At 53.8% G+C, this 20,271-nt stretch carries 18 protein-coding genes; 7 read left to right on the top strand and 11 right to left on the bottom strand.

Annotation, left to right across the window (positions count from 1 at the left end):
• Positions 1-45: 45 nt before the first annotated feature.
• A complete protein-coding gene (gene aepY, locus COMA1_RS09200) occupies positions 46-1,179 on the top strand; it encodes a phosphonopyruvate decarboxylase (protein WP_090747291.1) in 1,134 nt (377 codons plus the stop codon).
• A gap of 66 nt (positions 1,180-1,245) precedes the next feature.
• Here aepY and truA read toward each other — a convergent pair whose 3' ends face one another.
• Positions 1,246-1,983, bottom strand: coding sequence for a tRNA pseudouridine(38-40) synthase TruA (gene truA / locus COMA1_RS09195; protein WP_090747288.1), 738 nt, complete (start codon positions 1,981-1,983; stop codon positions 1,246-1,248).
• 42 nt (positions 1,984-2,025) lie between these two features.
• The gene (locus tag COMA1_RS09190; RefSeq protein WP_090747285.1) at positions 2,026-3,303 is read right to left on the bottom strand and encodes an N-acetylmuramoyl-L-alanine amidase family protein; all 1,278 of its coding nucleotides are present in this window, start codon (positions 3,301-3,303) and stop codon (positions 2,026-2,028) included.
• 137 nt (positions 3,304-3,440) lie between these two features.
• Between COMA1_RS09190 and COMA1_RS09185 the strand changes: the two genes are divergently transcribed.
• Positions 3,441-3,962: an NYN domain-containing protein gene (locus COMA1_RS09185; RefSeq protein ID WP_090747282.1), complete on the top strand. Its 522-nt coding sequence runs from the start codon at positions 3,441-3,443 to the stop codon at positions 3,960-3,962.
• On the opposite strand, the gene COMA1_RS09180 is transcribed toward COMA1_RS09185, so the two are convergent.
• Both COMA1_RS09180 and COMA1_RS09175 read right to left on the bottom strand, forming a co-directional pair.
• A complete protein-coding gene (locus COMA1_RS09180; RefSeq protein WP_090747279.1) occupies positions 3,949-4,716 on the bottom strand; it encodes a TatD family hydrolase in 768 nt (255 codons plus the stop codon). The two genes, COMA1_RS09185 and COMA1_RS09180, sit on opposite strands and share 14 nt — an antisense overlap.
• Positions 4,717-4,785: 69 nt before the next feature.
• Positions 4,786-5,847, bottom strand: coding sequence for a 3-deoxy-7-phosphoheptulonate synthase (locus COMA1_RS09175; RefSeq protein ID WP_090747275.1), 1,062 nt, complete (start codon positions 5,845-5,847; stop codon positions 4,786-4,788).
• Between the two features lie 176 nt (positions 5,848-6,023).
• On the opposite strand from COMA1_RS09175, the gene COMA1_RS09170 reads away from it, so the two are divergent.
• Both COMA1_RS09170 and COMA1_RS09165 read left to right on the top strand, forming a co-directional pair.
• A complete protein-coding gene (locus COMA1_RS09170) occupies positions 6,024-6,353 on the top strand; it encodes a hypothetical protein (RefSeq protein ID WP_090747272.1) in 330 nt (109 codons plus the stop codon).
• A gap of 112 nt (positions 6,354-6,465) precedes the next feature.
• Entirely contained in the window at positions 6,466-8,901 is a 2,436-nt protein-coding gene (locus tag COMA1_RS09165) for a TonB-dependent receptor (RefSeq protein ID WP_090747267.1), read from the top strand.
• A gap of 119 nt (positions 8,902-9,020) precedes the next feature.
• On the opposite strand, the gene COMA1_RS09160 is transcribed toward COMA1_RS09165, so the two are convergent.
• The gene (locus COMA1_RS09160; protein ID WP_090742504.1) at positions 9,021-9,920 is read right to left on the bottom strand and encodes an integrase core domain-containing protein; all 900 of its coding nucleotides are present in this window, start codon (positions 9,918-9,920) and stop codon (positions 9,021-9,023) included.
• Between the two features lie 88 nt (positions 9,921-10,008).
• Between COMA1_RS09160 and COMA1_RS09155 the strand changes: the two genes are divergently transcribed.
• Both COMA1_RS09155 and COMA1_RS09150 read left to right on the top strand, forming a co-directional pair.
• Positions 10,009-10,437, top strand: a complete 429-nt coding sequence (locus tag COMA1_RS09155) for an energy transducer TonB family protein (protein ID WP_176697963.1) — start codon at positions 10,009-10,011, stop codon at positions 10,435-10,437.
• Between the two features lie 100 nt (positions 10,438-10,537).
• On the top strand, positions 10,538-11,122 hold the full coding sequence (locus COMA1_RS09150; RefSeq protein ID WP_090747264.1) for a phosphatase PAP2 family protein: 585 nt from the start codon (positions 10,538-10,540) through the stop codon (positions 11,120-11,122).
• 3 nt (positions 11,123-11,125) lie between these two features.
• On the opposite strand, the gene COMA1_RS09145 is transcribed toward COMA1_RS09150, so the two are convergent.
• The 3 genes from COMA1_RS09145 to COMA1_RS09135 form a co-directional block, all read right to left on the bottom strand.
• Complete coding sequence (locus COMA1_RS09145; RefSeq protein WP_090747261.1) at positions 11,126-12,085, bottom strand: CobW family GTP-binding protein; 960 nt, start codon at positions 12,083-12,085, stop codon at positions 11,126-11,128.
• A gap of 377 nt (positions 12,086-12,462) precedes the next feature.
• Complete coding sequence (locus COMA1_RS09140; RefSeq protein ID WP_090747258.1) at positions 12,463-14,514, bottom strand: acyltransferase family protein; 2,052 nt, start codon at positions 14,512-14,514, stop codon at positions 12,463-12,465.
• Between the two features lie 683 nt (positions 14,515-15,197).
• A complete protein-coding gene (locus COMA1_RS09135; protein ID WP_090747255.1) occupies positions 15,198-16,499 on the bottom strand; it encodes an NAD(P)/FAD-dependent oxidoreductase in 1,302 nt (433 codons plus the stop codon).
• 486 nt (positions 16,500-16,985) lie between these two features.
• Between COMA1_RS09135 and COMA1_RS09130 the strand changes: the two genes are divergently transcribed.
• On the top strand, positions 16,986-17,165 hold the full coding sequence (locus COMA1_RS09130; protein WP_090747252.1) for a hypothetical protein: 180 nt from the start codon (positions 16,986-16,988) through the stop codon (positions 17,163-17,165).
• A gap of 95 nt (positions 17,166-17,260) precedes the next feature.
• On the opposite strand, the gene COMA1_RS09125 is transcribed toward COMA1_RS09130, so the two are convergent.
• The 3 genes from COMA1_RS09125 to COMA1_RS09115 all read right to left on the bottom strand — a co-directional run bounded on the left by COMA1_RS09125 (position 17,261) and on the right by COMA1_RS09115 (position 19,542).
• Complete coding sequence (locus COMA1_RS09125) at positions 17,261-17,941, bottom strand: CAAX prenyl protease-related protein (RefSeq protein WP_090747249.1); 681 nt, start codon at positions 17,939-17,941, stop codon at positions 17,261-17,263.
• Positions 17,942-18,262: 321 nt separating this feature from the next.
• Entirely contained in the window at positions 18,263-18,484 is a 222-nt protein-coding gene (locus tag COMA1_RS09120; protein ID WP_090747246.1) for a hypothetical protein, read from the bottom strand.
• 35 nt (positions 18,485-18,519) lie between these two features.
• A complete protein-coding gene (locus COMA1_RS09115; protein WP_090747243.1) occupies positions 18,520-19,542 on the bottom strand; it encodes a hypothetical protein in 1,023 nt (340 codons plus the stop codon).
• Positions 19,543-20,271 lie beyond the last annotated feature (729 nt).

The following is a 20,271-nucleotide window of genomic DNA, read 5'->3' as shown; positions in this document are numbered from 1 at the left end:
TAAGCGTCAGCTACAGGCGGTTGAAAAAAGAATGGATAAGAACGCATGATCGATCCACAAGAATTTGTTGCGTGCCTGAGGGCGAATGGCGTTGGGTTTTTCAGCGGGGTACCTGATTCCCTCCTGAAAGAGTTGTGCTCCTGCATCGCACAAGAAAGTTCTGCGGATCAACATATTGTTGCCGCCAACGAAGGTGGTGCTGTTGCGCTGGCGTTGGGATATCACTTGGCGACAGGAAATATTCCGTTGGTCTACTTCCAAAACTCTGGTTTAGGCAACAGTATCAATCCGCTCCTCTCCTTGGCCGATCAGGAGGTCTATGCTATTCCGATGTTGCTTGTGATCGGATGGCGGGGAGAACCAGGCGTCCACGATGAGCCGCAACACAAGAAACAGGGACGTGTGATGTTGCCCATGCTGGATGCGATGGAAATTCCATTCTCCCTGTTGAGTCCGGAACTTGATCGTGCGGATACAACCCTGAAAGATGCCGTGGCACATGCACGAACGTCCAGTACTCCCTACGCGCTTGTTGTCAAAAAGGACACATTCAAACCGTTTACGGCTTTTCAGCCGGAGAGCCCGTCGTTCCCACTGTCGCGTGAGGAGGCCATTCATCAGGTGATCGAGGGACTGGATGATCGTGATGTGATTGTGTCGACCACCGGCATGCCTTCCCGTGAGGTTTATGACTACAGGCGCAAAAAGGGGAGCGGCCATCACCGTGATTTTTTAACCGTAGGCGGCATGGGGCATGCTTCCCACATTGCACTCGGTATTGCGCTTCAACAGCCAGACCGTTCGGTGTATTGTTTGGATGGAGATGGCGCGACGCTGATGCATATGGGAGCACTTTCTCTCAATGGAACATTGAAAGCAAAAAACTTCAAGCATATTATTCTGAACAATGGGGCACATGATTCGGTAGGTGGTCAACCGACTGTGGGGTTGGCAATCGACTTTCTCAGCATTGCTCGCGCATCCGGTTACAGACAAGTCTTACGAGCTCAGACGAAGCAGGAGCTTGCGAGCGGTCTCACAGACCTCAAACGCTCGAGCGGCCCTAGTCTACTGGAGATTCGTGTTCGCCGGGGGGCCAGAAAAGATTTGGGTCGACCGGCCACGACTCCGATCCAGAATAAGCAGGCATTCATGGATTTTGTCAGGTCTCAGGGGTAAATCCTCTATCAGGGTGTGTCATCGGGGACTCCTCACTCGCACTGTTACTTCTTGACCGTGTTCGGTTCAGTCATAATCAACTCGCATTAAAAACAGTCCCTGTGGCGGCGCTGTTTTCCCGGCAGCCGAGCGGTTTCGTGCATTGATGATGTCAGTGAGGCTTCCCGGGGCGCGTTTGTTCATTCCGACCTCCACGAGTGTTCCGACGATGGAGCGGATCATCTGTTTTAAAAAACGATCTGCATACACTGCAATCCGTAGTCGGTCGCCTTCCAGAAAAACCATGAATTGCTGAAGATGACAGATAGGATCATCGTTGTCCGTCGGCTGTGTCTGGAACGAAGAAAAGTCATGGGTCCCAACTAAGGTGATTCCGGCGGTACTCATGGCCGCGTCGTCAAGGGGCTGGTGGACGTGCCACCAATAGGCTCGCTCAATTGCTGGACGGCCTGGCCGATTGAGGATGTGGTATTCATACAGTTTGCCCTTGGCCGAATGTCTTGCATGGAATGAGTCCGGCATGAGCTCAACCGATCTGACCACGATATCCTCAGGAAGGTGCGCATTCAAGGCTCTCGTCCATGCGCGTGGAGTCATCTCACGATTGATGCGGAAGCTGACAACCTGGCCCAGGGCATGCACTCCGGAATCCGTCCGTCCGGCACCAATGACCGGTACGGTGATCTGCGTGACGCCGAAAATGGCAGTTTCAACGGCCGCCTGAATAGTCGGCTGGTCGGGCTGACGTTGCCAGCCGGCATAGGCTGTGCCGTCATATTCGAGGGTGAGCTTTATGGTGGGCATGTTCGGACTAAGCGATGAAGCAAACGGTTGACCGGGATGGACTTAGCGTATCTCAGACTTGCCTGCTGAGAGGAAGGCGACAATACCCTGGTAGAGTGATTGGGCAACATCCTGGACGAACACCGGTTTATGAAGCAGCTCTTCTTCCAAGGGATTCGAAATATAGGCAATTTCTGCCAGAATACTGGGCATGCTCGTGAATCTCAAGACATAGAAAGGGGCAGTCTTGACGCCATGATCGTCGATTTCATAGTGGCCGTTCATCTGAGCCACCATGGCGGCTTTGGCATTCCATGCGAGCTCCAGCGATTCCTCAATCTTCTTCGTCGTTAAGAGATCTGCCACCAGGTATTCCCACCCAACGCCGGTGTTGCTGATAGGGGTCCCGTTTTCTCGAGCCGCTACCTCGAGCGCCCGTTGGTCCTTAGCCTCTCCAAAGTGATAGATTTCGATCCCTTTGACTGTCCGTGAGGGGTGGGAGTTGACATGGATGGAGACGAAGAGATCGGCTTCGTTGCTGTTGGCAAACCTCGCCCGCTCCTCCAACTCAACAAAGACATCATGGTCGCGGGTCATCAATACTCGCACTCCGGGGTGTTTGCTCAGGAGTTTTCGGAGTTGCAGCCCTACTTTGAGCGTAATGTCTTTCTCCTCGGTTTTTCTGACTCCCCGTGCACCCGGATCTTTCCCTCCATGGCCTGGATCGATCACAATGGTGGTGTAACCCTTTGTTCGTGGGGCAAAAGGCTGCGGAGCTGTTGGGGCCACACGTTTCGGAGCCTCTTGAGGCGTACCTGTGGAGCTCAGGCCTTGCTCTGCGGGAAGGGTGACATCAATGACCAAGCGTGGAGGATCGGTTAAAAGGAAGTGCTTATATGATTGGAACGAGGTCCTTGGCAGGGAAACGGCCACCGCGTGAGGTGTGATTTGAGTCACCATGAAGGGCGAGGGGATCGTTCCGTCCAGTGTCCTGCTCTGTGCGGCTTGGCTGAGCCAGGCATCAGGAAGGGCAATGACCACCTGGCTGGCATTTACTGCCCGCTGTTCGATAACTGTGGCATGACGATCAAGATCTAGAACGAGCCTAATCTTCTCAGGACTGGTCGTCGCGCGGACATTACGGATAGTCACCGGAGCGAGGGAAGCGGTGGTCCCCCTGACATGACTCTGTTTCGACCCCTGTATCGATAGTGTCCGTGGTTTGTCGGATGACCACGCCACGGCTTGGGGAACCAGCCCAGCGGAGAGAGAGAAGAGGACACCAGCCGCGATGAGCGTGAGAGGCTTGAGTGAAAACAGCCGGGGCTCTCGTTCTTGCATGGAACCTGTATGGCCCCTTTTCAGTAGTAGATAATGGGAAACTATTCTCAGATGTCTGTCCCCTTGTCAAGAACTACGCGAGTTGGATCGATGAGATCCCCGGTGACGCTCGGTCGAAGGCTGTGGTAGCGTGAAGTATGCCGACATACCTGATCATTGATGGGTATAACCTCCTGTCAGGAGGGAGAGCACTTTCCGGGCACCTTGAAGCCGCTCGTGAGCAATTGCTGCGTGATTTAGCGAGTTACCGACATCGCAAAAATCATCATCTCACTGTCGTGTTTGATGGGTGGCAGCAGGGCCAACTCACCGAACAACGAGAACATCGGGCTGGAGTACAGGTCATTTATTCCAAGCGGGGAGAGCGGGCTGATCAGGTCATCCAACGACTTGCGCGGGAGTATGGTCCCGACTGTGCAGTGGTCAGCTCAGACCGTGAAATCGTGAATGCGGCTCGGGCCCATGGAGCCTTTGTTATGAACGCTCAGGAGTTTGCCTCCAAGCTATGGACATCATCGGCACCAAGCGGGAGGGTGCCCTACAAAGAACTGGATACAGGAGAAGACTTCGCGACCCGTCGCGGGCCTGAGAAAAAAGGGAACCCGAGAAAGCTTCCGAAGTCTCAACGACAGCGAGACCGGCATCTCAAGCGATTTTGAACAGTCGTTTTGCGTTCTTGCTCGTCTGGTCGGCCACGTCATCTAGTGGCAATCCGTGGATGGAGGCTAACTGTTGAGCGACTTGTGAGACGTACGCCGGTTCGTTGCGTTTCCCCCGGTAGGGAACAGGGGTGAGGTATGGACAGTCTGTTTCGATCAACACGCGGTCCAGCGGCGTGTTTTTGGCGATGTCGCGCAGCATGGTGGCGTTTGGGAACGTGAGGATGCCAGAAAAGGACAGGTAGAATCCAAGATCCAACGCATCCTTGGCCAGCCAGGCATCACCGGAGAAGCAGTGAAAGACCCCGCCGATTTCTGACGCCTTCTCTTCTCTTAAAATCGCGACCGTATCCTCCTGAGCTTCTCTCGTGTGGATGATAACGGGGAGCCTGAGTTCCCGGGCGAGCTGAATTTGCTCACGAAACCGCTCGCGCTGTTCTTTCGGCGAGGAGTGGTTGTAGTGATAGTCCAACCCGATCTCTCCGTACGCCACAACATTTTTATTGGGGGCGAGCTGACGGAACTCGTCATACCAACCGTCGCCGATGTGCTTGACTTCGTGCGGATGGACCCCGATTGAGGCATAAACAAACGGATACTGGTCTGCGAGTCGCACGGCCGCATGGCTGGTTGCCAGATCGCACCCAATGGTGAGGAAAGCTTCTACACCCACTTTCCGTGCACGGGCGATCATGGCCTCCCGATCGTCGTTGTAGCGGGCATCATCCAGATGCGTGTGAGTGTCAATCAGCATTTATAGATCCTACCACGAGGGAGTTGGGTGACCGATATATTTGTGTGAGGGGATGAGAGAGGAAAGCACTCAGGAGACCGGCTTGGGAGTGATCGCAGCGGCCAGTTCATGCAGCAGTTGTTCGGTTTCACTCCAGCCCAGACAGGCATCGGTAATGGAGACACCATGCTGGAGGGCCACACCTTCTTTCCAGGCCTGTTTGCCGGGGTTCAGGTTGCTTTCGAGCATGAGCCCCATAATGGTCTGGCGGCCTTCGCGGAACTGTCGCAGCACCTCTTGGGCAACGAATCCTTGGCGAGTATGATCTTTCTTCGAGTTGTCATGCGAACAATCGATCATGATGGGACGGGCAATGCCTTCTCCGGCGACGGCGGCTTCGGCCTTGGCGACCTGTTCTGCTTCGTAGTTGGTTTTTCCGCCTCCGCCACGGAGCACGATATGGCGGTCGGGGTTACCCATGGTTCTGATGATCGCGGTCTGGCCATCGGCGTTGATACCGACAAAATTGTGTGATGTGCGGGCGGATGTCATGGCATTGACGGCGACATGGAGACTGCCTTCAGTGCCGTTCTTAAAACCAACCGGCATCGATACCCCGCTGGCCATTTCTCGATGGGTTTGGCTTTCGGTCGTGCGGGCTCCGATGGCCGCCCAGCTGATGAGGTCGGCAACGTACTGCGGGCTGATAGGATCCAGCAGCTCTGTCCCGCAAGGAAGGCCCAATTGATTGATCTTGAGGAGAATAGCTCTGGCCAACTCCACTCCCGTTGCGATATCGCAGGTTCCGTCGAGATGAGGGTCGTTGATGAGACCCTTCCAGCCGATCGTCGTTCTGGGTTTTTCAAAATAAGTTCGCATCACGATCAGGAGGCGGTCACGCAGGGTATCAGCGACAGGTTTCAGCTTGGCGGCATATTCATACGCGGCATTAGGGTCGTGAATCGAGCAGGGGCCCACGATGACCAGGAGTCGGTCACGGTCCGCTCCATGAAGAATGCGGCGAATAGCCTCTCTGGTTTCCACGACGAGTGCCGCTGCCTGATCCGTAATCGGGAGTTTGGTCTTGATGGCGCGTGGAGAGGGCAGTGCCTTGATCTCGATAATGTGTTGATTGTCGATGGGTCTATTCATACATGCTCATGTCCTTGCGAGCGGTCTAAATCGCCTTGGTCTTGAGGGGGTAGCACTCTAACGAATTACGCCGCAAAAGTCCATATCGATTCCTGGGTGGGCCGGATCGGGCCATCTGACGACCCTAAATTCAGGGGTTCTTGCAATTCTGAGCACTGGATGCTTATTGTACCGCCATGTGTGTGAGACGACTCAGCGACCTCTCATTGTTACTCCGATTCGGAGTGGCCTTAGGGATGGTCTGTATCATCCTAGGTCTGGCTCCGTTTGCCGTGGCCCAGGACGTCCACCATGAATTGGCTGCTGCCGATACGGATGGCCATGAACATTCGGACACCGACATCTGTCAGTGGGTTCAGCACCACATTGCCGGGTCGGTTGATCTGGATGTTCCTCGATTGGCTATCTGTGACGTGGTTCGACAACAGGAACTTCCTTCTGAATCCATTGTTCTCTCGTCTACGCTCTCGTTCGTCGGTCCTTCCCGCGCTCCTCCGCAAGTATAGCTGAGCGATCATATTCTAATAGACAGGATGGGGTGATGGGCTATGCGGTCTGCGTACGCCTTTCTGCCACTTCTGTTTCTCACGAGTAGGTTTGTGAGCGAGGAGGGACAGGATGTATTCGTTTGTGAGACATGCGTTGAATGTGACGGTTCAATTGACAGTCATCGCAGCCATTTGTGGAACGTTTTCGATCAGTTATGCTGAGGATCAAGAGCCGATCAAGACGATCAATGGGGTTGTCCAAAATCAGGACCTTCGGCGAGTGCCGCAAGCGGTCATCGAAATCAAGAATCAAGAAGGAGACATCATCTCGTCCGGAGTGTCGAATGACGCCGGCGAGTTCAAAGTGACCTTGCCTGAAGGCGGTACCTATTCCGTCAGTGCCGTGCAAGAAACGTATCGGAGCGAATATGTGGTGCTGACGGTGGGAGAAGAATCCCTGAAACCGGTCACCCTGACCCTCTCACAGACCAAGGAAGTCTCGCTGGAGGTGGTGTCACCCTTACCGCCTATTCAAACCAAGGCGTCCAGCGAAACCTATTCACTCAGCCGAAAGGAAATCGATATCCTTCCGCGGGGGAACAACAATGACCTGCACGACGTGTTACTGAGCATCCCGGGTGCGGCCTATGGGTCGCTCAAACAGGTCCATATCAGGCAGGACCATGCGAATCTGCAACTCAGGATCGACGGAGTTCCCATTCCTGATACGGTCTCCTCGACCTTTTCCGATGTCATCACACCACGGGCTTGGGAGCGGGCCGATATCGTGCTGGGCGGGATGGAAGCCAATGTGGGAAACAAGACGGCTGCTCTCATCGATATTACGACGAAGAGCGGCACGAAGCCTGGATTCGGATCGGTTCAGATGTTCGGCGGCTCGAATAAAACGATTAACCCCTCATTTGAGTATGGAGGCACGATCGGTGAGAAGTTCCGCTACTATTTCTTGAACACCCATACGGCGACGAATCGAGGCATCGAGCCGCCCACAGTTGGTCATTCGATCTTTCACGGCCAGAGTGAGCGGAACCAGACGATGTTCCGTGGCGACTATCAGTTGGATAATAACAACAATTTTACGTTCTTGTTCTTGAACTCTATCGCGAAATATCAGATCCCGACGACCCCCGGACTGGAGGCGAGCCCGACTATTCTCGGTCTGCTGCCCGGAGGATTTACCCCAGTGCCGTCGGAAATGATTGATGAGAATCAAAAGGAGAACAACCAGTACGGCCATCTGGTGTGGCGGCGCGATATCAACACCAGAAACTTTTTCAGCTTGGCCGGGTATTTTCGTCGTACCAGAGCCACCTTTCGAACAGATCCGTTGAATGTCCTCGCTTATGTGCCGGAAGAAGAAGTAGGGGAGCCTTTCTCGGCCGGGAGTCAAGACCGCACGGGCTATTCCGGTGGCGTGCGTTTGGACTACACGTATGTTCACAGCAAGGAACACTTGATCAAAGCTGGGTTTCAAGTCGATCGGACCCAAGCGATCAACAAGACGAGACTGTCTACCTTTAATCTACTGAATCCGAACAATCCAGAGTCGGGCCCGACCGGGCCGGTGATCAACGCCGGTGGCGACAACCGGCTCATCGGGTGGCGGCAAGAGTTCTGGATTCAAGATCAATGGAGCCCGAATGAGCACTGGACCGTTAACATGGGGATCCGTGGTGATGTGGTCCAATATCAGCGGAGCGAAGGACAGATCAGCCCACGGATCGGAGTGACGTATCGGTACAACCCCGCCCATGCCTTCCATGCGTTCTATGGGCGAATGTTTACCCCTCCGAATCTCGAGCGGGTGGCTTTTACCAGTTTGAATACAGAAGGAACTAAGGCGGCTCCGGAAGATGCCACCGATAATCAGCCGCGCGCCGAGCGTGCCCATTATTTCCAAATCGGCAGCGTGCATGCCCTCACGGATTGGGCGACTCTCCAGCTCACGGGGTATTATAAACTCGCCAATTATCTTTCGGACGCACACCAGTTAGGTACGACTCCCTTGCTGAACTATATTGCTTTTGAGCGGGGATGGACCAGGGGAGCCGATGCCGCGCTCAAGGTCTGGCTCATGGAGAATCTGACGGGTCGCGGCAACATCGCGTGGGGACAGTGTAAGGGCTATGGCTTGCAGTCCGGGCATAACCTGGTGCATTTCGAAGAAATTGCGGACATCAATTCTCGCAGCGGCGTCCATTGCGATCATCAGCAGACGCTGACGGCATCGGGGATCCTGAGTTACCAGTTATTCGATCGGACAACCTTCACTGGGCAGGTTCTCTTTGCATCGGGATTGCGGGCTGCAGAAGAAGGTGCAAAGACTAACTCGAGCCATAGCCCCACTTATACGATCTACAACTTTTCGATTAGCCATGTCATTCCATTGCCCTGGCACGGACAGAAGTTCTTGATCGGGTTTGATATCGTCAATGCGTTGGACCAAAAGTATTTCATCAACCAGGGCGAAGGCAGTATCGGTCTTGGGGTATCCCATGCCGGTATGCCGCGATCTTTCTTTTTCCGCGGACAATGGTTCTTCTAGTCGGATGCTGAAACGGGCCATCGACTGCGTTCTCGGCTTGTTGCGAATCCTCAACGTACCCCAGAGGGTACGCCTCCGGTTCGCACATTGCCTGCGGCCTTGTTGAGTGGCCTGTCGCACTATTCTCCGTAAATATCCGACAGTCCGTCAGGTCCTTCACGGCTTGGCGATAACGGCGGTCGCATCGGGGTGAATCCAAGATGCGGCCGATGATAGTGATACCGGTCCAGAAATGCACGCACCTCGCCCTGGAGTGTGGGCAGTTCTTCTACTCGATAGGAGATCCACCCCAAGCATTCCTTGCGCAGGGTTCGATTGAAGCTCTCAATATACGCCTGCTCGTTCTTCTTATAGGGACGGGCGATGCGATGTCGTGTACAATACTGGAGCACCTGTTGGGCAAACACGCCTTTGAACTCTGAGCCCCCATCGGTCTGGATGATCTGCACAGGCCCGGTAAAGCGGCGAGTCATGGCTGTGCGCAAAAACATGGCCCCATCCTCGCTTGTTAGTCCGGTCCGCAGAACGACATCCGCTTCCTTCGTATAGATGTCCACCCCGGTAAAGGCGAAGACCTCGCCAAAAACCACGGTATCCATCTGAATGACCGCGCGGGGAGCCGTGGCAATCGGCACAACGCCGCGTGGCTGATTGGTCCGGCCCCGAGGCCGTAAGACGTATCGTTCAGCCAAGATTTCATAGATCTTGGGAACAGAGAGATGGATATGCTGTTCATGAGCCAGAAAGTACTGAATCTTCTGCCCACAGCAGTCGTATTCACGGGCGCGAATCGCCCAGACAAGGCGTTTGACCGCTCCCGGGACCTGTCGTGCCGGACGTGGCCCCGTCTTGGCCGCAGCATAGCGATCCAGAAAGACAGAGAGTCCTTCGATTCGAACCGCCTTCAGCCAGAGTCCTATGGTTTCTCGATGGCGCTCAAGTTGGCCCGCGATCGCGGAAACGGAGAGCCCTTGAGTCGCCAGTTCCGCTGCAAGAATGATCCGAGTTCTTGTGTCCATGTCCAGAGTCTACTCTGGACTGTCGGATATTTACGGCAACAATGCGCCTGTTTGAGCCTGCGGTTATTGATGGCGTAGAATGGAATGTATGGGAATGATTGTTCGAACACTCTTTTCCGTTCTCCTGGCGTGGCCAGCTCTGTCCTATGCCGTGGTTGGCGACGAGGCTACGCATGAGCGCGACCACGAGGAGGATGTCCTTGAACTACCCGAAGTGCATGTGCACGGCCTCTCTCTCAATAAAGATCAGCAGTTGGGTCCTGTGGCTAAGTCCACTCCCTGGCCTGCTATTCCCACCTCGCTCAACGGGCAGGAAATCGATGATTGGATGAAGGCTCGCCTGTTGGTCTCCAAGCAAGCGAAGGTCACCGTTGTGGTACTGGAACCTTGTAAGCATCGTGAACTGACGACGGCTGGGGTCAAGGCACTTGGTCGGTGGACATTCGATCCTCAAATGCAGGGCGATGATCCGATCGATGGTGAGCTGACGGTTCGCATTCATTTTCGAACCAGGTAGAGCAGTCACTGGTCATTAGTCAAAGGTCATTGGACAGGAGTGAACAAAGTCCTGATAATGTTTCTTTCAATGACCAATGACTTGTGACTGTTGACCTATTATGACCTGGGACGAGACTCTCTTCCTTGCTATCAACGGCTTGGCTGGTCAGTCGGCGGTTGCCGATTACTTTTTCTTGCAACTGGGGAACCGCAGCACGCTCTACGTTCCGGGTGCCTGCGCGATCGCCTATTGGATTTGGCGCAACCCTCGGGAGGCCTTCGTGGGAGGCCCGGTCTTGGGAGCATCGGTCGGACTAACCGATTTCTGCGGAGGGCAGCTGAAGTGGGTGTTTGAACGAGTGAGGCCCTGCCGGGCCATGAGCGAAGCGGTGAAAATTGAGCCGAGTGGTTGCGGAGGGTTGTTCAGCTTTCCGTCGAACCATGCGGCCAACACTGCAACACTCGCAGCATTTCTCCAGGTCTTGTACCCCAAGTCAGGCTGGATCACATGGCCGATCGTGGCAGTGGTCGGATTCTCCCGTGTGTTTATTGGCGCCCATTATGTGACGGACGTCCTTGGGGGGTGGATGCTTGGAGGGGTTATCGGCGGAGGTACGGCCTGGTTCTTGTTGCAATGGCCCCGGTTCAGGAAGAGGTTCGAGTCGGTCGCCAATCCCGTTAAGGAAGCGGGAATCGAGTCCTGATCTTCACGAGGTCCTCGGTTGGTTTTCCACTGTCGCTAAGAGATCAGCCCGTAGGCGATCGACATCATATCCCCGTCCGATCAGTACGAGTGCCGGTTCTGGTTCATCCAGCAGCGTGAGCGGAGAGATCGTAGCCTGTCCTGGCAACGCATATTGAAACTCCTGTAACTCTGGTTCTTTTGCAAATCGGAAATATCCTTTCGCACGCTCCAGTTGTTTCGGGATCGTTTTAGTCCACGCCAGGAATCGCTGGCGATTGAGTGGCCCGGGCAATCGGATTGTTGTGGCGATAGGATGGTAGGCTGCATGCTGCGTATGGTGCGGTCGAGATTTATCAAACAGAACATTGGTGAGTGCCGGCTGGTGGGTTGACGGATGGGTCGCCAAGAGATTTGGTACATCAATCCTGGCATGCGACGTTTCCCACAGGCGGGCATAGGGGTTTTGTTCGAGGATCCCAGCCCGGAATCCTTCCCAGTGGCCAGGGACATAGAGGTCTCGCTTGTTCAGGATGAGTTCGTCGGCACAGCGGATCGCTTGCGTTGTCACATAGGCACTGGAATGGCTCTCTTCCGTCGAGACAGGATGGACGAGTGCGATGACTCGTTCAAGAGATGCCAACCGCGCCGTATAGGCATCCGTCACCGCGTCGATCACTTCAGCCGGATCGGCCAGCCCTGAACATTCTAGAATCAACAGATCCGAGGCATAGTCCCGCACCAGCTGCGCAATCCCCCAGGAAAGATCTTCCTTCGTGTCACAGCAGACACAACCGCCGGCAAGGTTCATGACCTGTTCAGCGAGCGTGCCGGCCCGAGGGCCATCGATGCTGACGGTCCCGGCTTCGTTCATCAGGACGCCGGCTCGCTGACCATTGACCTTCCAATGCCCCAATAGCCGCATCAGGAGCGTTGTCTTACCGGCACCGAGTGAGCCGCAGAGGATGTAGAAGGGGATGGGCATGTAAGGTCATGCTTAGTTGTGTTTAAGCAGAGACCATTGTACCGGGATTGAGAGAGGACGGAAAGTGGATCGGTGTACTCATGGGCGTTCACCGTGAGAGCGAGACGGGGTGGCGTGATTCCACGACTCGCTCGGACTGCTTCTTGACGGCACAGCGGGTTGCTCCGCTAGCAGGCTGTTGACAAAGTCCACCAGCGGCGTTCTCGCCTCGCTCAGAGGCTCACCGTACGGCAGAGAGTACGATTCCGCCTCTTCGCTCGCTGCGGCCTTGCTGGATGGCCTTTCTGAACAGCCTGTGCGGTATTCTCCAGACGTTCGTGACCTCAGGCAGGGCTCCATTTCCGAGCTCGTTCTTGGGTTTGTCCACACACTGCTAGTTAGCTCGGAGAGGAGTTCATCTCTAAAATCGTCTGCAATGCGGTCGTCAGTCCGGTCATGAGCGAACCTGTAAAATCACTCGTCAGGTGGTCAAAGTCTTTGTAGACGATGGTGTCCCCTTGAACGGGTTTGCAAGTTCCCATCTGGCAGAGAAGATCAGTCAAGTCGATAAAGTGGACGTGTGAGAGGTTGTGGGCTCCGGCCCGCTCAGACTCATAGACATCCGGACTGAGCACGATTGATTGATCGGCGGTACATGAGGCCTGAGGATCTCGATCCTGACGGATAGATCTGGCGAGACAGGTCGGAACATGATACGGAAAATGCGGGCTATCACGCATGACGACCACAGCGTGGTTCTTCAATGCCAAGAAGGTCTGCCGTGCCCCATTACGCAACTCACCCAGCGACGGTTGGGATCCCATAGCAAAGAGGTGGTCATAGCTTTGCCCCAGGTGACTGGTCGCATTCCCAAGGAGTACCAGCGTAGGATGCAGATTTTTGATGAGAGCCAGAGCTTGCGCACGCCATTGAGCACAGGCGCTAGTAGATGTCTCTATTTGCTGGATCTCCTGGGACTGAAACGTGCTGGGTCTAATATCGAAGGCAGGGCATGAGGGTTTTACGACCGTGGTCAACTTCCAACCGTTCAGTTCCGCCATTCGTTTCAGTGGGCTGAACCACTGCATGGCATGAGAGTCTCCGAATAGGACCATGTGGACTTTCGCCGTCTGATGGCCAAAGTCACATCGTCTGACTTCCGGTGAATCGAGTGGCGGGTAACAATTCTGTTCCGTCAACAGTTTGGTGGTGGTTTGAGTTGCCATTGTAATAGCGCGCATCCTTGGCTCGTTCCCTATGTCTTCAGCGAATTTCATGGAGAGCAATGCGGCACCCATTGAGCACACCATAACGGCTGCGGCAAGACCTACTGACAAGGCCGGACGATGGAGCAAGACTCGATGGAACCGAATCGGGCGTTCAATAAAGTGGTGACTGACGGCCGCCACTGCTAATGATATCGCGGCGACACCCACTTTCCCAGGAGCAGACAGGGATGGAAGAAGTACAGCGCTGAATACCAGAAATGGCCAATGCCAGAGATACCAGGAGTAGGACAGTGTTCCGAGCCGCTGCAGGGGTGAAGAGGCCAGGAGGACTCCAATTCCACGATACGGCTGCTCCGTCCCCGTAATCAGTATTGCGGCAGTGCCCAGTGTGGGGATGAGCGCAACCCACCCTGGGAAGCTCGTGGCACTCGTAACTGAGAGGAAGTGTGCGGTACCAAGAATCGCTAGAAAACCGAGCCAGCCCATGGCGGGCCTCCAAGATGAGAACGCGCGTTGGTTCTTGCGCGATAAGAATAGGGCGAGTCCTCCGATACCGAACTCCCAGGCCCTGGCAGGCAGCTCGTAAAAGGCAAATGTTCCTCCTTTGAGGGTGAACCCGATTCCGATTCCCAGCGAGATCAGTGTCAGCCCGGCGAGTAGAGTGAGAAGCGCATCCATCGAGCGCCACCATCGTACGCTGAGCAAGATCAACAAGGGCCAAAATAGGTAGAACTGTTCTTCAACGGCTAACGACCAGGTGTGTAATAAGGGGTTGGATTGCACGTTTGGACTGAAGTAATCCCCACTATTCTTGTCGAAGAACACATTACTCATATGAAGAGCAGCTGATCGAGCGGCACGCCCAGCCAGGTCCAACTCCTGGGGTGTCAGGATGAAGGTCCCAATCAGTAGCGTCGCGGCTAATGTGACGGCGAACGCTGGGAGCAATCGTCGCGCGCGGCGAGCATAAAACTCCACGAGATTGAGCCCTGACGTTGTCTGAATCTCGTGAACCAAGATTCCCGTAATTAGAAAACCAGACAGAACAAAAAAGACATCGACTCCAACAAAGCCGCCTAAGAACCCAGGCATGTCGCAATGGAATAGGACGACCAGTAGGATGGCGACGCCGCGCAGCCCCTCAATATCTGTACGAAAAGCTGATGGTCGACAGTCGGAACTCTTTGCAGAAGCGTTAGGGGTAGTTATATCGTTACTCATGAGAGGTATTACGACTCGGTGAGCATTTTGACCTGATGTACTCGCTGTAAGGGCATAAGAGCTACTGCATGAGGGGTGCCATCAACAGCATTGCACAAGACTCATGATTGCAATCGCTTAGACTTTAGAATGGCACGGGCACTCACGGCGGATCTGTATGAGGTGTAGGAAAAAGAGTTCACCGTGACGCTTAATATATCACCATTCTGTATAGTTTACTGCCATTTAGGCGAGTAATGATAGGCCAACTCCACCGGGGGGGGAGCGATGAGACCTCTCTAGTCGGAAATATTATGAATGCTTGTATATAGGTATCATTCGTAATGGCTGCCGCCCTTTCTGAAGGTCTTTCGGGGTGGTTCTCATACAAGCGCACTAGCAGTCTGCTGAAAAACCCTCTGCTCATCCTTTGAGAGCCTCAGGATGAGCGAGAAGAGCATTGAAACTATTAGGGTTTCCCGTTCGTGCTGAGCTTGTCGAAGCACACATGTTAAGTTTTTCAGCAGACTGCTAGACGTTCCGTGCTCAATGGATGATGTCGTCGCTGGAGCTCGCACAGGATGTATGGCGCTATCGTATTGTCGTTGTAATTGGGTGAGGGAGTACCACGGCATGGTTTGTGGAGCCTCGTCCGATCCCCGATCAGGCCTTCTGATGCGATGTCATAGGAGTCGGCTCGGTTTTCAGGGCTTTGTTGACGGTGGTGAGGAGAGGGAGCGTGTGGTTCGAAAGTGGACCAGATCTTTGGAAAAGAGCACATCCAAGGTCCAGTCCAAGGCTACGAGCACTTTCTTTTCAAAGCGAGGGAGCTTTAGCAGGTAGATCGTTCGCCATAGCCACCAAGCAATGAAGCCTGAAAAATTGATGCCCAGAATGTTTGCGACACCGGTCCGTTTGCCGATCGGAGCGAGCAGCCCGATCGTGGAGTAGACAAATGGTCGTTTCCATCCCTGTTGAACCGTCGCCAGGATATTCTGTGCTGCCACCCGCCCTTCGCGTAGTGCGTGTTGTGCGGTCGGAGGGTGAAATGCACCCGTTTTTCGGTCTGGCACCATCGCGCAGTCGCCCAAGGCCCAGACTCCTGACCATCCAGGAACCTCCAGGTACTCGTTCACAAGGATCCGATCCTTGGTTTTTGGGCAGGGCAATGTGCCCAAAAGCGCGTGAGGGCTGATGCCGGCGGTCCAGACCAGTGTATTCGTCGTGACCGTCGTTCCGTCACTGAGGGTGATGTCGTGGTCCGTCACGGCGGTGACTTTGCAGTTCGCATGGATTTCCACCTTCTGCTCGGTCAGTTTGCGCTGTGCGTAGGTCCCGAGCTTCTCTCCGAGCTCCGGCAAGATGACCGGCCCAGCACTGACCAGAATGACTCGCAGCATATCTTCCCGCAGATGCGCAAAGAACCGCACTGCTTCTCGAAGAAAGTCGTTCATGGCCGCAATGGTTTCGACTCCTGCAAACCCACCTCCAGCCACCACGAAATTCATGAGGCCGGTACGGAGCGAGGCTCCACACTCAAAGTCGGCCTCTTCTAGATTTGCGATGAGATGATTGCGCAGGGCAATCGCGTCACTGAGCGTTTTCATAGTAAAGGCACGAGGGGCTAAGCCCGGAATATCGAAAAAATTCGTGGAGGCACCAAGTGCCAGCACGAGATGGTCGTACGGCAGCGCATGGCAATGTTTATCATGCCCATGTGACAGGCCAACGCGCTTCTGCTCCAGGTCGATAGATTCGACTTCACCATGAAAGAACGTCACTTTACACAGCAACTTGCGGATAGGGCTCACGATATTGGTGACATCGATGTCACTTGCGGCCACTTCGTGCAGCATCGGGGTGAAGAGGAAAAAGTTGTCGTGGTTGACAAGGGTGACGTCGAGGTTCGCACCCCGCTCAAGTGCCCGTTCGAATTCCAGCGCGGCATACATCCCGCCGAATCCCCCACCCAGAATCAAGACGCGTGGCTTTGCAGTCGACATCATGCCTCAGTAAATGACGACATGGCTGTCGGGTGCAGTGAAGACTGTCTCTGTGCGAGGGGGGGGGATGTCATTACAACTGAATCATAGTCAAAGCCATGATCTGGAGACGGATGGTGTTAGATAACGGTCAGGTGTTGCAGCAGCTGGCCGTTACACGCAATCATACCATGCGCCGTATCGATTGACGCGGCTTAAAAGAAATCCGTCCATTGTGCAAGTGATTTCCGTTCGCAGTACGTGAGAGGCGCGACTTGCACATAGCCGGTGCCATGATCCGCCGACATGCTGAAGGTGAGTCCCGCTGCATCAGATGTTATGCAATTCTATGCGACTATGGTAGAAAAGAGGGGCGCGATCGTATCTGGTGGGTTATGCCTTCTCAATGAGAGGGTATGGCAAGGTTGATCTGCTGTTTTGTGCTAAAACACATCTGTGACTCTGCTCGAGGGCGAGAGGCGCTTTGAGTCTGACAATCTTGGAGGACACATGATCACCTGGTGGCTGCTTGGCGGGCTCGTAGTAATGGTGGCCGGAGTTGTCTTGTACCGAGAATGGAAGATCCGCCGTCATCCCATGCCTGGGTCCGTTTCTGTGATGACGAAAACAACAGACGGCCAATTACTTCAATTTCTGGTGCGACCAACCAGAAAGATTGGAAGAGAATAGGTGGTGGGAGTCTTGAACCAAGATGGAGTTGAAGTGTGAGGATTTGCCTGACTGAAATGGGCGCATCAGGCTTGTGTGCAGAACAAGCCTGGCCGTTACCACCAAGACCACTGCCTGGTCACTAAGACATGTATCCCAAGAGCGAAGTTGGTGATGGCATGTGCGCCAATGCAGGCCCAGAGATTCCTGGTCTGTACCAGTAGGAGTCCATAGACGGTTCCGGCCATCATCCCTGCCAGCCAAAGATCATGTTCTACTCCAAAGAGTGCGACGACCGCGACGAATGAGATCGGTGTGAAGGTTCCGATAGGGATCGCCTCAAAACGGGATGAGATCAGGTACCTCAGTACAAATGACCGCCAGAACAATTCTTCCATAATCGGAACGACAATCGCTGCCCCACAGAGGCGAAACGCGGTCAGTAGATAGCTGGCCGGCCCGTCAACTGTAAATGGGTTGTATCCTGACGAAGGTGCTCCCTGCATTGCCCATGCCCAGTCCATCCGAACCCAGGCTGCATAAACCAGGACTCCAGCGGCCGTAGTTAACATCAGATGTCGGACTGGCAGTTTGGGTGGCCACTGGAGTTCATCATACTGACGCCAGAACCAGGCTAGTGCAGCGGCAACGACCAGTGTCTTGATCGGGTAAAGCCATAAGAGAACGGCATCTCCCGACAGTGCTGGCCATCCGGCAACCTGTCCCAGCCATCCGACTATTTGGCCTATTAATAAAAATAATGCGTACAGTCCAAATGGAACGATCCGAGCGGCCATAATCGAGGTCTGCCTTGATGGAAGGGGTTGGTGTTATAAAAATACTTAGTATATCGTGATGTCATACTATGGCTTAGGGCGTGTAAAAATTACAAGAGGCGTGACCGCCAGTAGGTACTGCTTGGTCTGACGCTCGCTTCAGGGATTCGTACTCGTTCGCTGTTATTTGTGGCACATGAGGATATCCCGGACGATATCTATTTCGGCTGATCACAGATTGCTCAGGTGGACAGGCTATCCGTATGGCCGTGCACCAGGTCTGGGCCAGTTCGTCGCGAACATGGTTGTGTCAGCTTGCAGGGCGAGGGTGAAGGATTTGGTTCAGGCGTTCAGATGTCGTACCCGTTTGATCGAACAGCAGAGAGCATAGCCTTGGGCGATCATTCCGGTCACGAGCAATCCAAGTGAGGTCCGAAGCCAGTGCGATTCAGGATGATCCAGCCCATACATTCCGATCACGAACCCGAGTGCGATGGCAATGATCCCAACCGACCGTGCGATGACAGCGCTCAGCTGCCATTCTTGAGGAAAGGCCGATACCATTGAAAATCTTGGCCCAGTGTAAGAGACAGGGGTCCTCATCCCTGCAAGCTGGCGGTGAGGAGGAGTGTAATATTTGGTTTGACCGGGCGCTCACCGTTTAAACGGTCTTTGATCAAAATGCGGTGCAAGGTTGGGGATATTTCGAGCTGGGGATCGAGTTGTGCTGAAGGCAAAATCGCTAGAAGGTCTGAGGTTAATGGCAATGTTTCCCACTTATTCCCTGTATATACTTCCGTGGTCAGTGTTGCACGCTCGCTGAGTAAAGCTGTTATTATCTTCCCGCCGTCGCAATGAGGCGCTCCAATAATAGAGGTTCCTGGGGGGATTGACTTTTTGCTATAGGGGATCATCCATCTATTGGTAGTGTAGAGAATCCTGTTTAGGCCTGGGAGTAGTGACGCGAAAGCAGTGCAATCTCGAATAAATTTAACATCAAATAGCCCGGCGGCCTGCGCTTTCCAGGTGTCCATTGCCACTCCGATTCTGGCCCATTCACCACAACTATCTCTGAGCAAACTGTCCACGTGTTCAATCTCTTCGAAGGAGTGAGGATACTTCAATAGTTCGATACTTACTTTATATGCAGGGAGGGCGGCCTGTACAGGAAATGTGCTGCGTAAGATGTCCGTCATGAGGTTCCATGCTGTATCCTGAAGGTTATTGGGAATAGTGCTACCTGAGAAATGTCTGGGGAGTGTTTCGAACTGCCCATTCTCCTTACGGTTGATGACAATTTTTCGTGCAACATGTCCTATCCCGCCAGGAATGAACCGTAACATATCACCGGCTCTGAGATTTCCAGCTATGTGATTGCGGGCGATTCGAAAGAGAAAATCAGTCGTAGGCGAGAGAATTTCTGAGCCTAACGTATGGCTTGGTGGCGCAAGGTCTATCATCTGCTTCCAAATCCAAGCTGCGCGAGGATCATCCAGGAGAATGGCCTTGGAACCTCGGTGAAAGTATGTGCCTAATTTCCCAGGGATGAGAGCATCCTCAAAACGTTGAATGGTGGGATGATCATTCTCTATGGCTGGACGTACCTCTGTTTCTATCATCATGATGCAACCTCTGAAGTTCTTCTAATATTCATTTTGGCCCTATGAAATCGGTGAGGTGAAGGTATACGAAATGGCCCAAGCTTCCTCTCTACCTTCCTCTTTAAAATGAGAGTTGGAGCAACATATGTGCCCAAAGGAGGTAGATGGAATGCTTGGTGTTTCAATTGCTTGCGAAGTTCTAGGGAAAAGAGATGGCTTGAATCTGGAGGTTTATACCTTCGTTACTTCCAAAGATAACCGCAAAACAATACAGACCAATCAACTGCTAGTCCGTAGTTATGTCCGTTACAAATTCAAGGTGGTAGGTTGCCACAGGTGTACCATAATCGGCTGGCATGGGACGTGATACGAAATAGGTGGCGTCTGATTCAGCCAGTCGTGGGGCGTTCACATCCAATGTGGACCCTCGAACGATGGATCCTTGCAAGTTCCTGGTTCCCCTGTCCTGTCACGATAACCAGGGGAGGTACGTCGTAAGCTATGGTCTTGAAGCAAGCTTTCTTTGATGGACGTACTCTATTAATCTGAACTCGGTATTCACACGTCGGACCTGGCGCCCGTACTACTGATAGCAGTTCCTGGTTGGGTCATCCGCTGGCGAGTTTGCCGCGCAGCTGGGTCCCATGGGTCGCGGAACTCGTACGTACCCTTCCATAGTATGATTCTTTTTCAGTATTTCAATGTGCAGTTCGTGACAGGATCCCGAACACCCAGTTGTGGTTGTCAGGG

It is taken from the genome of Candidatus Nitrospira nitrosa, from assembly GCF_001458735.1.
Classification (GTDB): Bacteria; Nitrospirota; Nitrospiria; order Nitrospirales; family Nitrospiraceae; genus Nitrospira_D; species Nitrospira_D nitrosa.
The sequence above is the reverse complement of the archived record's forward strand: the minus strand, read 5'-3'. Positions and strand labels throughout refer to the sequence as shown.